Here is an 11,983-nt window from a genome sequence, read left to right as displayed (position 1 = left end):
TGAACTCGCCAGTTCTCGAGATCTAGTTGCGGGGCCCCCTGGCCCGCGCGTTGGCGGACGGCCCCCGCCGTTGCCAGAAAGGCAGTTCCGGCCAGCGGGTTTCCGCTGCGTACGCTTCCGCGTGGTGGCGTACGTAGGCGGCGGCGACGCCGTCGAGGAAGTCCGTATACGCGGCCAGGACCGGGCGGGGCGGCGCGCCCGCGAGGCACAGGGCCGCGGCGAGGCCGGCGCGGGCTCCGCTGTGCAGTGCGGTGAGGATGCCCTGCGACGAGAGCGGGTCGAAGGCCAGCGCCGCGTCACCAGCGGCGATCCAGCCCCGGCCGCCGTACGGCTCGAGGCGCAGGCCGTGGGCGGCGCTCCAGCGCGGAGTCGGCGGGCCGGTGAGGTCCCCGGCCGTGAGCCGGGCGCCGATGTACCGGGTGTGCAGGGCTGCGCGCAGGAACCCGTCGGGGGTGCGCAGACGGGGGTCGGCGATGTCGGGGTCCGTCAGATGGGCGACGATCCGGCCCACGGGGGTCAGCGTCGTGTACCACCATCCGCCGGGCACCGCTTCGACGAGGGTCCTGACTTCCCGGTCCGACTGCCCGTCAGCAGAAGAATTCTGACGTGACATCAGGATATGGGCGGCCACGAGCCGGTCCTGACGTCTGCGGACCGCCCGGCGCCGGGCGATGGTCGCGCGCCGTCCCGTCGCGTCGACGGCCCAGGCGCAGCGCAGCTCGCGTGTGCCATGCTCCTGGCGCACGAGCAGGCGCAGGCCGGGGCCGTCGTCCACGGCGTCCACGGCCCGCCCGCGGAGCGGCTCGGCGCCCGCCGTGTGGGCTGCCTCCCGCAGGAACGCGTCGAAGCGGAGGCGGTCCAGCTGCCATCCCGCGCCGTACGGGTCCTGCACCGGGCCGCGCTCTTGGAGCGCGGGCGAGCCCCAGGAGACGTACATCCCGGTGGAGCGCAGGTGGGGTGCGGCGGTGCTGCCGGGCCACAGGTTCAGATCGCGCAGCAGCGAGGCGGCGGCCGACGGCAGGCTTTCGCCGACCTTGTGGGCGCCCGCTGCGGGCGCGGGTGGGTCGTCCACGATCGCCACGCGCCGGCCGGCCCGCGCGAGCACGAGGGCGGCCACCGCGCCGGCCGGTCCCGCGCCGGCGACGACCGCGTCGTACACCTCGTGACGGGTCACCGCCGGCCGCCGGGGCCGGCCGTCGCGTGCGGGGTCATCGGTTGCCCGGGAAGCGGGCGACCTTCTCGATGTAGCCCGCCGACAGTTCCTCGTCGGGTTCCTCGGCCAGGGCGACGGCGGTCGCCAGGACGGCGTCCCGCAGCCGCTCGTCGGCGGCGAGCGGTACATGCAGGCTCAGCAGGTTGCGGCCGCGCGGCGGGGCCGGCTCGGCGGGGAAGGAGACCTCGGACTCGACGAACATCTCGGCGGGCAGCAGGGGGTCGTTGGTGACGCCCGGGCGGCGTTCGACCAGGCCGAGCCGGCCGAAGTCCTTCACCATGGCATTGATGGTGGCCTTGTAGGGCGGGGGCAGCCAGCGGTCCCAGGGGGACCGCCGTGCGAACGCCGCGAGCCGCTCCTCCCGCGGGCGCGTGGTGTCGACGGCGATCAGGTAGTCCTCCTCCTCGAGGACGTGGTTGGGCACCCGGGCGGGCCAGAACGTCGGCAGGTACGGGTCGTACCGGCGTTCGTACCCGGAGCGGCAGCTCGCGGTGTCCGTCTGCCAGGGCACGGCCATCCAGCGCGTCAGGCCGCCGGGTTCCTGGCCGTACAGCGGCCCGTCGTACGCCTGGGCGGTCTGCGGGGTGAGCACCCTGCCGTAGGGGCGCTCGGGGTTGCTCTGCGGGCGGTGGCGGATGCGGAACGGCGCGCTGTACAGCGTGGTGTGGCGCATCGGCCAGGTGATTTCGCAGCCCGGGTGGAAGGCATCGGCGAGGCAGAAGGACAGGGCCGCGCGGTCCAGGGCGGCGGGTCGGGCGGCGAGCGGCAGCCGGTCGAGTTCCGTGGGCGTGGTCTCGGCCCCGACGACGTGGTCGGGGACGAAGTCTCCGCGGGTCCAGCGCACCAACAGCCTTGTCTGGAGCGGGGAGAGGGCCAGGTGCTGGCGTGCGGAGACGGGGGCAGGCTCATCGCGTCGCCGTAGACGGGTGGCCAGGGAATCGGCGACGTGCCGTCCCGGTCGGGGTCGCGCATGGTCTTCGAGATTTGCCGGCGCAGCTCCTCGTGGCGTGGACTGGGGTCGGCGAGGGCGGCCAGCAGGCCGGGGTCGAGGAAGTATTCGCGTCCGCCGTGTCCGAACAGGGTGGCCAGGCCCTGGTTGACCCATTGCAGATCGCACAGGCGGCGCAGGATGGGCAGGATGTCGTGGGTGAAGGAGACCTGCTCCGGTTCGGGGAGCGCTCCGGCCGTGGTGAACGCGTCGCGGACGAGGTCGTACAGCGTGCGTACGGACTTCAGCTCGGGGGCGTAGTTGGGCGGGCCGACCACCACCCAGGCCGGTTCGACCGGCAGCGCGCGGCCGTCGACGTGGACCTCGGCGGTGACGGGGCCGTCGGAGATGTCGTCATACCAGCCGTCGTTGTTGGCGAAGGTATCGGCCTCTTTGAAGTCGACGGACTCGGCCACGCCCCGGCCGCCGAGGAAGATCAGCCGCCCGGCCCCGTCGGTGCGCAGCTCGCCGAGGTAGACCGGGATGCGGAGGAACCTCCCGGTGTCGAAGCGCAGTTCGGGACCGCCGGCACGGTCGCGGCCGCGTACGGAACGGCAGCCGGGGTCGATGCTCAGCCTGGGGCGGTCCGGACCGGCGACCAGGGGGTTGCGGAGTTGGCTCTCGTCCGCCTGGGCGGCCTCGGGGATGTCCAGGGCCAGCTGGAACTGGTACCAGGCGGCCTTCTTGTTGGCTACGTGCACGGTCCAGCGCACCTCGGCGTTGTCCTCGGTGAGTTCGGCCACCGGCTCCCCGGCCGCGTTGTAGCCGTAGATCCGGAACCGGGCCGCCTGCCGTTTCAGGGCGCCGGTCGCGTCCTTGTACGAGCCGGTGGGGAGCGGGGGCTCGTCCTCGGTCTCTGGGGCGAGGAAGAACTCGTCGGCGCTGTCGCCGACCCGGGCGACGCCGATCGCGGGGTGGATGGCGGCCCGCACGATCCGGGCGTCGTGCCCCGGAGGCTCGGTGGACGAGGAATCGGAAATGACGGCCATGGCTCGATCTCCCGCGATGCGGCGCTGCCGGGCTGTACTGGGGTGCACAGGGCTCGTGGAGCGTTGTACAGGAGTGCATCGTCCGTACAGCTCTCCATGCTGACAAACGAGCGTGCGATGCGCGACCGAAGGGCGTGCCGCGCCGTTCACGGAGGGGCGGCCACGCGCCGTCGCCCGGGGGCGAGCGCCGCCGATTCGCACGTCACCTGGGACTCCACCACACTGGACAGCGGGCAGATGCCCCGGCCGTCACCCCGACCGGCAGGCGTCGAGCTCGTGCTGCCACGCGGGGGTGGGGAACGCCTGGGGGTAGAGCCGGGCGCAGGTGGCGAGGTGGTCGCGGAACGCGGTGCGCAGGCGGGCCGTGTAGTGGGCGCACAGCCGGTCCGCCGGGGTGCCTGCGGCGGCGGAGTCGATCACGGCGGCGGCCAGGACGGCCGTACGCAGGGCCTGGGCGGTACCGGTGCCGCTGAGGGGGTCGTAGCGGATGGCGCCCGCGCCGACGAGGAGCAGGCCGGGGGTCCGGCCGGCCGGCGGGGTCGCCGGGGCGCGGTGGAGGCGGGGTGCGGCGGGCAGGGCGACGGCGGTGGCGGGCGCCTGCGCGAGTCGCGCTGCCAGGGGGCTGTGCGCGAGGAGGCGGCCGAGGTGTCGCGCCGGGTGCCCGACCGGGCCGGGGACCATCGCCTGGAGCAGGGCGTTGCCGTCGCCGAGCGGGGTGAGGTGGAGCCAGGCGTCGTCGGTGCGCTCCAGGCGGGCGGTGGTGTCGTCCTGCCCGGCCGCGCAGGGCGCCTCCCCGGCCAGCAGGTGTCGTCGACCGGCCGTCCGGTACGCGCCGGCCCGGCCGGGCGGGGTGGCGGTGACGGTCCACTGCGGGACGGTCGGGTCAGGCGGTACGGGCGGGACCCGCGCGTCGGGCCGCGCCTGCGGGTCGGGCGGTCCCGCCGGGTCCGGTTCCTCCGACACGGCGTCCGGGTACCGGTCCGCGAGGCGGGCCAGCAGCCGCCGGGCGAGCCGCGCGCCGTCCACGACCGCCGCGGGCTGCGGCAGGGGCGGGTCGGCGTCGCGGTCCTGAGTCCAGCGGGCGTGCCGGTGGGTGAGGCGGTGGCTGTCGGCGGCCGGCCCGTCCGCCGCCTCGGTGCCCCACAGCGCGTGGAGCAGCGCAAGTGTGTCGTCGCCCAGCAGCAGCGGGCGGGGCCCGCCGGCCGGGCGCGGCCGGAGCCGGACCCGGTGGCCGCGCGCCGCGAGCAGCCAGGCGCAGGTCAGTTCGGCGAGTCCGGATCCGGCGATCGCGACGGTGGTCGGCCTCACGGGATCCTCACAGGATGAGGTCGGCGATCAGGGCCTCGGTGGTGGCCTGGTGGCGGGTCATCATGCCGCGCAGGCCGGCGCCGTCGAGCGAGCCGACGGTCTCTTGCAGTTGCCGGGCGGCCCGGGCGGCGGCGAGGGTGGCCTGACCGTCGGCGAGCGCCGCGACGACGGTGGGCTGGGGGGTCTGGAAGCGGGGGCGACCCCGCGGGAGGCGAGGAGGTGGTTGACCTCATGGAGGTTGGTCATGGCCCGCCGGGCGTGTTCGATCAGCACGCCTCCGGCGCTGTCACCCAGGGCCATGGTCTCCTTCATCGTGCCGAGCAGTACGGCGTAGTTGAGGTCCGCGAGTTGCAGGAGCCGCTGGTCCAGCGGGTCCGGGGTCTTGTCGAGCCTGCGAAGGTACTCGTCCTCGGAGAATTCCGCGAGGTGCCCCTTGATCGCTTTGAACCGCTCGAAGTGGTCCACGCCCTCGTCGATGATGAGTTTGATCAGGTGGGAGAGGCGGTCGGCCTGCGGGAACAGGTCGGGCCGCTTTTCGATCGTGTGGTGGAGGCGGATGTACATGCCGTCGATGCCGTCCGGGTTGAGCTCGGCGCTGGTGCTCTCCACCTTGATGAACCAGTCCAGCTGGGCGGCCGTGAGCCGCTCCAGCTCGAAGACCTGCCCGGACTGGGGCTGAATGGGCATGCCGAGGGGCGGCGGGTCGAGTTTGTGCGGCCTGCCGAGCACGCCGAGCACCTCGTTGACCCATCGCAGGTGACGCATCTCGTCCACCGCGACCGAGAACACCTCGGTCGCGGCCGCGTGGAACTGCGCGATGGGCGACTCGGGGTTCGTGCCGGGGGCGAGTGCGGTCGGGGCGTTCAGCGAGTAGTGCGCGTACAGGTATTCCAGGCACAGGGCGTGCTCGACGTCGGCGAGCCGCTCCAGTTCCTCGATCACCTCCTCGCGGGTCATCTCTTCGACCTCGAACGGGGTGCCCGGGCCCAGGATGTCGTCCTCGCGGCCGTTGAGGACGACGGGCAGCACGTTCCAGTTGGTGATCAGTGCGGGGTGGTCGAGTTCGTCGCCCTCCCGGTCGGCGTAGTTCGGGGTGTCCAGCTTGGGCGGGGGCAGGGTGCGGTCCGAGCGCTGGAAGTTGAGGGGGCGGAACCGGCCGTCGGGGCTGGCCGAGATATCGGGTTTGGAAGCGGCCCAGTAGTAGCAGCCGCATTCGCGGAAGTCGTACTGCCAGGGGGCGCACAGGCTGCGGGTGAGCTCTCCCGGCAGGTAGACATCGGGATCGATGACTCCGTCGGGGTCCAGGTAGTCGGCCCGGTCGGCGATCAGGACGGCCGCCTCCACCCTCCCGTTGGCATCGCGCTCCACGGTGGTCTCGTTCTGCATACGCCAGGCGTTGAGACCGTCGGGCACGATGTTCGCGCCCGGGGACAGGCTGCCCGGGGTGGGTCCGAGCAGGATGGCGATCCGGCCCGGCAGCAGGTCGTGGACGTGGCGCCAGAGGGCGAGGCCGGTGCGGGCGGTGGCGTGGAACACCGGGGCCTGCGACTCCGTCTGGTCCACGGTGGTCCGCCCGCACACCGCCCACAGGTGGAGCCGCCACGGGTCGGCCGCGATGCCCGCGCCCAGGTCTGCGCTGGTGAGGTCGAGTACGGACGGGGCGTCCTTGGTGACGCCGATCAACCGGGAGCCCCGCTCGTGGTGGAAGTCGAACAGCAGGCCGGGGAAGAAGGCCTTCTCCAGGTTCCGCTGGTCGAATTCGAGACCGGGGAAGCAGTTGTCCACCCCGCTTTCCGGGCGGGAGCCGGACGGGTTTCCCGGGACCGCGTAATCGGCCCGTGCGGTGAGGTTGCGGGGGAAGACCTTCCCCTCGGGTACGGGGAGGTCCACGCTGCCGGGGATCGGGTTGTTCACGGTCGGCTCCTTCGTCCGGGTGGGGTCACAGGAACGGTCAGCGGGCCAGTCCGGCAGGATCGCCGGGCAGGTCGGACGGAGTCGTCAGGCGGAAGAACTCCGGTGCGCTCTCGGTGAGTTCGACGTACGCGCGCAGGCAGAAGGCCAGCCAGCCGCGGATGTAGTCGCAGCCGGGGCGGCCTCGCCGGGCGACCTCGTGGTAGCAGCCGCCGCCGCACAGGTAGCGGGCCCAGCAGGACCGGCAGGGTTCCGCCCGGTCCACGTGGCGGGCCGCGAGGTGCTCGGCCCGCGCGGCGCGGTCGGATCCCCCGGCGACGGAGCCCATCCGGAACGCCGGGTCGTCCACGAGCCGGTGGCAGGCGTACAGGCCGCCCTCGGCGGAGGCGCTGAGGTAGCCGGCGCCGGCGCCGCAGGGGTAGGGGCGGTGACCGCCGGTGTGGAGTTCGTACATCGCGGTCTGGAAGTTGCCGAAGGGGTACGGCCGGCCCGCGGCGAGCGCGGCCAGCGCCGCCTCGCCGCATTCGGTCATCTGCTCCAGGAATCCGGCGAAGGCGCTCGCGCCGATCTCGTAGGCGGGGTCGGGGGCGCTGACGACCGCGGCGAAGCCGACCTCGTCGAAGCCGAGGGCGATCCCGTGCTCCAGGACGTCCTTCAGCCGCCCGGTGTACGGGGTCACGCTGACCCGGGCCGACAGGTGGCGCGGCCGCCCGTGCCGGTTCAGCACGTCCAGCCCGGCGCGCAGCCGGTCGTACGCGCTGCCCCCGCCGGGCGCCGTGCGCAGCGCGTCGTGGCCGGCGCGGTCGCCGTCGAGGCTGACGGCCACGGTGAACGGGTGCGCGGCGAACAGCTCGGCGTCCTCGGGCCGGACGGTGGTGAGGTTGGTGGTGAGGGCGAAGCGGACCGCGTGCCCGGTGTCGGCGCCGGCCCGGGTCGCGTAGCCGACCACCTCATGGACCAGTTCGCGGGCGAGGAGCGGTTCGCCTCCCATGAAGCCGACGACGACTCCGGCTCCGGGTGCGGCTTCGGAGAGGAGCCGGTCCACAGCGGCGAAGGCGGTCGCGCGGGGCATGGCCCGGGCGGAGCCGCCGAACCTGCCCTCGTCGGCGTAGCAGTGCCCGCAGCTGAGGTTGCAGGCCTGCATCACGTTGAGCGAGAGGGAGGCGAGCGGGGGTACCGCGGCGGGGGTGCCGTCGATGCGCGGGGCGGGGACTCCCGCCCCGCCCCACAGGGGCAGTCCCAGTTCGGCGGCGAGGGCGGTGTCCGCAGCCGGGTCGTGGGCCGCCGCGCCCGCAGCTGCCGTCCAGGCCTCCAGTCGGGCGGCGGTGGCCTCGGGAAGGTCGTAGATCCGGCTTCCGTCGGCCACGAACAGGTGGGCTCCGTGAGCGCTGCGGAAGACCCTGGTCTCGGCGGGGAGGCCCGGGGGAGTGCTGTCCGGGCCCGATTCCGGCTCCCGCTCCGGCTCCGGCTCCGGGGGGCGGCGGCCGATCTGGAGGAAGACGCTCACGATCCCTCCTGCACGGTGGCGCGCACGGAGCGGGCCCAGGCCACGAGGAGGTCGTACTGGCGGCGCGTCAGATGCATGGGGAAGGCGTCGGATCCGCGGACGGCCACCGGCATGCGGCGGTCGTACCAGGGATCCTCGGCGGCCGGCGGTCTGACGAACCGTTCGATGAAGTTGGGCTGTTCGCGGATGAGGTCCTCCAGGACCTCCAGGGCCGAGAAGCGGCGGTGCTTGCGCCGGCCGCGTTCGGTGAGCGCGAGGGTGATCCCGGCCAGGGGCACCGGTGTGGGGAAGGTGCGGGCGCGCGCCTCGGCGACCGAACTTCCCTCGCCCTGGGCGTTGCCGATGTTCTCGCTGGTGGCGCGCTGGTTCTGGGCGTCCACGTTGACGGAGTCCATGGCCTCCAGGGCCCGTTCGAACAGGTCGCGCACCTCCAGAGCGGTGAGCTGCGGGTTCCCGGAGACGTACGCGGGGTCGCGGACCTCGGCGCGCTTGACCCGGTCGGCCAGGCCGTCGGCCAGGGACGTGAAGGGCCTGCGGTCGGGGGCGAAGTCGGGCGGGGTGACGACGATGCGGGCCCGGGCGGTGAGCTCACCGACGGTGACGGTGACCAGGCCGTCGCACACGTCGTCCACGAGCCCGAAGCTGGTTCCGCCGTCCTCGTCGGACGCCCCGGCGTAGAGGCCGCCCGGCTCGGTCCGCGGGTCGCTGACGGTCGTCCTGAACTCGCACCAGCGGGAGTTCGGGGAGAGGAACAGCTGCTCGGCGGGGAGTGGATACCGGGTGGTGCGCTGGCGCAGGTTCGTGGGGCCGTAGACCAGTCCGGCGGCGGGGGTGAAGCGCAGCCGCAGTCCGGGGAAGGCGCCGCTCGGCTGCGGGATCTGGACCGAGCCGAGCGGGACGTGCCGTCCGGGGGCACCAGGGGACGGGCCGCCGTCTGGGGGGAGCGTCCTTCCAGGGGCCTCTTCTGGTGCTGGTTCCCGGCGACCTCCACGGTGGCGTCGATGCGGTCGTCCTCGGCGCGGGTGCAGTGGTGCGCCTTGAGGTTGGCGACCTCCACCTTCCACTGCACGTCGGCGGGGGTGAGGTCGAAGGCGTCCAGCACCTCCGTGGTGATCGGGCCGTCGCCGCGCACCCCGTCGATGACCCACGAGCCGTGCACTTCGAAGAAGGGGCAGATGGGGCGGAATCCGTGCTCGTCCTTGAACCGGACCCGGTTGCCCTGGGGCGGGCGTTCCGTCAGGGTGCCGTCGGTGGCGTCGACGACGAGCGAGGGCGCGGGCAGGGCCACGGTCTTGCCGGTGCCCCGGGGGTTCAGGTCGTTGGGCCCGTAGCGGTAGTTCTCGCAGGGGTCGGGGGACGGACCCAGCCGGGCGAAGGCCAGCGGCGGGTAGAGCCACATCTTTTCGATCACCGTGCGTCTCCGTTTCCATCGGGGAGAGGGGGTGTGTTCACCCGAAGACCTCGGCTCCCGGATAGGGAGCGGCGTCCCGCACCGGCGGGACGAGGTAGGTGCCGCCGGCCCGTACGGTCAGCAGCCGGCCCGCCGGACCGTCCTGGTCGGGCTGCCCGCCGAAGTTGACGCCGCCCAGCCAGCCGCGCTGGGTGAGTACGCGCAGCACCCGGTCGGGGCGGTCCTGGAAGCTGATGAAGTTCAGGCCGACGCGGAAGCCGGGCGCGGCCGCGACGGGTTCGAAGAACTCGTGGCCCTGGCGGAACATCCGCAGCGAGCCGGCCAGGTCGGGGGCGTCGCCGCCGCTCAGGTTGACCCGGCGGACGTGGGTGGCGAGCAGCACGGGGTCGTCGGTGGGGCCCGGCTCGATGAAGTCCTTGTTGCCGGCCTGGGTGACCTCGGTGGTTCCGGCCACCGGGCAGCCGGCGGCCGGTACGGGCAGCCCCTCGGGGTCCGTGCCGGTGAGCGGGGCGCCGGTGAGCTTGTCCCGGCCGACCAGCAACTCCTGTTGGGCGCGCGGCAGATGGTGCCACTGGTCGAGATCGACGGCGAGTCTGAGGAAGACGAGATAGGTGCCGCCGACGGTCCAGGCGTCGGAGCCGGCCTCGGCGTCGCCGATGGAGATGACCCCTTCTCGGTCACTGCTCTCCAGGTTGGACACTCCGTCGTGGAAGCCGATCCAGCTGCGCATGTCGTCGCGCTGGAAGCCGGTGTGGATGCCCGCGATCTCCAGCGGCGCCATCCGGGTGCGGCTGTCCCTTCTGCCGCCGAGCAGCTTCCACAGTTCCACGACCGCGCGGGAGACCGCGAGCTGGGTCCCGGCGGTGAGCTGGAGGCAGAACTCCTCGGTGGCGTCGTTGTGGACGATGTCCGAGGCGTACGGAAGGCCCGCGCCGACGAGCACGGGGCCGCCGCCGGTGGGCAGCGGGGAGCGGAAGCGAAAGCGCGGGCCGAGCGCGGCGGGGCAGGTGACGCGGGCGCCGGGGACCTCGAAGGCCTTGGGTCCGAAGCCGAGGAGGAACTCCAGGTCACCGGTCGGGACCGGGTGGCCGGGCAGCTCGCCGACGCGCCCTTCGGCGAGGTCGCCCAGCATCCCGGTCACCTCGCGCAGCGCGCCGTCCACGGCGGTGGAGTCCGCCGCGGGGTCGGCGCGCAGGAACACCAGCGCGAGGTGCCCGGGCGGGCGGCGGCCGGGGGCGTGGTAGATCCCGTCCTGGAGGGTGCTCATCGGCGGCCGCGCGGGCCGGCGGGCGGGGCCGGCTGCCCGGCTGCGGCCTCGAACGCCTCCTTCAGCGGCCGTACGACGTCGCTGCACACGACCGCGTCGCGGCAGCGGATCGGGCCGGGCGGATCGGGCAGGACCACGAAGTCGCCCGGCGGGACGTCCTTGGGTGCGCCGAGCGCGGCGAGCGGGCCCACCTGGACGTGGCGTACGACCTGGTAGCCGCCGGTGAGCGGGTCTTCCGACTCGCCCTCGGCCACGGTGATGTCGTCGAGGAAGTGCGGGTCCGCGTCCCCGGGGCCGAACTCCAGCCGCTGGTGGAGCCCTTGGCGGCCGCGGCTGAGCCGGATCCACGGGTCGGGAACCGGCCCGCCCTCGAACTGGAAGACCTCGGAGGTGAACGCGTGGATGTACATGCCGATGGGGTCGGCGAAGGACACGGTCCGCCCGTCGAAGGCGGCGCCCGCCGCGGCCATCGCGGCGGCCGGGTCGGCGTTGCGGCAGGCCAGGGCGGCGAGAGGCGGGTCCTGGCGGAAAATCTGGTCGCGTCCGGCCGCTTCCAGCGCGCCGGAGGCGGTGCGGCGCGCGTAGGGCTTGGCGCCGAACATCACGATGTAGAGGAGGTCGTCGAGCCCGTTGATGGGGTGGGCCATGAAGAGGGCGTTGACGGCGTTGAGGGAGCCCACGGGATCGGCCGGGACATCGGCTTCCTGGAGGTCGGGGTGCAGTCCGTGGCCGGTCATCTGGCGGGCGAACGCCACCCGGCGCTGTGCGGGGCTGAGGAGCTTCGGGTTGGCGACCGCGGGACCGTAGATCTCCTCCCAGCGGGGAGGCTCGCCGCCCAGCGTGTCGCTGAGGATGTCGCGCAGCAGGTCCGGGGCGTCCTCGGCGAGCAGCTGGTAGTACTCGGGCAGTTCGGTGGTGACCTGGACCCGCTTGGGGCGCAGGTTGCCCTGCTGGTCGGGGGCGGTGACCACCGCGTACTCGCAGTACTCGTTGTGGAGCGCACGCCGTCCGCGGACGCCCCAGTCGGAGAGCCGGCGGGCGGTCGTCTCGTCGAAGCAGAACTCCGGCTCCGCCGGGTTCCCGAACCAGGTGACGGCCACCCGCTGGGGGTTCGGATCGCCGGGTTCGAGCGTGAAGTACGGGCTTCCGTAGAGGGGTTCGAGGCGTTTGAACTCATCCTCGACCACCTGGTTCCAGCGGTCGAGGACACCGGGAGTCAGCTCGTCGGCGAATCCGGGGGCGGAGAACGATGAGGGCATGTCGGCACCTCCCGGCGGGTCGTGGGACCCGCAGGCGACGTAGGGCACGAACAAGATCGTCACGCAGGGTATCGACTTGCGCGCGCTGCGTCATCATGGGCGCGCCCGAGATCGCCAGCCGCACGTCCGG

At 73.4% G+C, this 11,983-nt stretch carries 8 protein-coding genes and 1 pseudogene; all 9 read right to left on the bottom strand.

What is annotated here, in order from left to right:
- Window positions 1-22: 22 nt before the first annotated feature.
- On the bottom strand, window positions 23-1,174 hold the full coding sequence (locus JIW86_RS04075) for an FAD-dependent monooxygenase (protein WP_257552541.1): 1,152 nt from the start codon (window positions 1,172-1,174) through the stop codon (window positions 23-25).
- A 34-nt stretch (window positions 1,175-1,208) separates the two neighbouring features.
- Window positions 1,209-2,318 (bottom strand): LodA/GoxA family CTQ-dependent oxidase, encoded by a 1,110-nt coding sequence (locus tag JIW86_RS04070; protein WP_257559210.1) that lies wholly within the window; start codon window positions 2,316-2,318, stop codon window positions 1,209-1,211.
- A 215-nt stretch (window positions 2,319-2,533) separates the two neighbouring features.
- Window positions 2,534-3,190 (bottom strand): annotated as a pseudogene (locus JIW86_RS04065) (LodA/GoxA family CTQ-dependent oxidase); the annotation flags it as partial.
- Between the two features lie 249 nt (window positions 3,191-3,439).
- A complete protein-coding gene (locus tag JIW86_RS04060) occupies window positions 3,440-4,498 on the bottom strand; it encodes an NAD(P)-binding protein (RefSeq protein WP_257552540.1) in 1,059 nt (352 codons plus the stop codon).
- 60 nt (window positions 4,499-4,558) lie between these two features.
- Window positions 4,559-6,412, bottom strand: a complete 1,854-nt coding sequence (locus JIW86_RS04055) for a ferritin-like domain-containing protein (RefSeq protein WP_257552539.1) — start codon at window positions 6,410-6,412, stop codon at window positions 4,559-4,561.
- A gap of 37 nt (window positions 6,413-6,449) precedes the next feature.
- Window positions 6,450-7,916 (bottom strand): radical SAM/SPASM domain-containing protein, encoded by a 1,467-nt coding sequence (locus JIW86_RS04050; RefSeq protein WP_257552538.1) that lies wholly within the window; start codon window positions 7,914-7,916, stop codon window positions 6,450-6,452.
- Complete coding sequence (locus tag JIW86_RS04045) at window positions 7,913-8,980, bottom strand: hypothetical protein (RefSeq protein WP_257552537.1); 1,068 nt, start codon at window positions 8,978-8,980, stop codon at window positions 7,913-7,915. Before JIW86_RS04045 ends, JIW86_RS04050 begins: the two co-directional genes overlap by 4 nt.
- A gap of 384 nt (window positions 8,981-9,364) precedes the next feature.
- The gene (locus tag JIW86_RS04040; RefSeq protein ID WP_257552536.1) at window positions 9,365-10,594 is read right to left on the bottom strand and encodes a Dyp-type peroxidase; all 1,230 of its coding nucleotides are present in this window, start codon (window positions 10,592-10,594) and stop codon (window positions 9,365-9,367) included.
- A complete protein-coding gene (locus JIW86_RS04035; RefSeq protein WP_257552535.1) occupies window positions 10,591-11,853 on the bottom strand; it encodes a hypothetical protein in 1,263 nt (420 codons plus the stop codon). The genes JIW86_RS04040 and JIW86_RS04035 overlap by 4 nt, the downstream gene beginning before the upstream one ends.
- Window positions 11,854-11,983 lie beyond the last annotated feature (130 nt).

This window comes from Streptomyces sp. NBC_00162, from assembly GCF_024611995.1.
In the GTDB taxonomy this organism is placed as follows: domain Bacteria; phylum Actinomycetota; class Actinomycetes; order Streptomycetales; family Streptomycetaceae; genus Streptomyces.
Note: the sequence above shows the minus strand (reverse complement) of the source record. Positions and strands in the feature narration are given on the sequence as shown.

What these genes read in the sequence shown, in the direction of transcription:
- JIW86_RS04070 (WP_257559210.1), bottom strand. Translation starts at nt 2,318, where the DNA reads ATGGGTCAACCAGGGCCTGGCCACCCTGTTCGGACACGGCGGACGCGA.
- JIW86_RS04040 (WP_257552536.1), bottom strand. Translation starts at nt 10,594, where the DNA reads ATGAGCACCCTCCAGGACGGGATCTACCACGCCCCCGGCCGCCGCCCG.
- JIW86_RS04035 (WP_257552535.1), bottom strand. Translation starts at nt 11,853, where the DNA reads ATGCCCTCATCGTTCTCCGCCCCCGGATTCGCCGACGAGCTGACTCCC.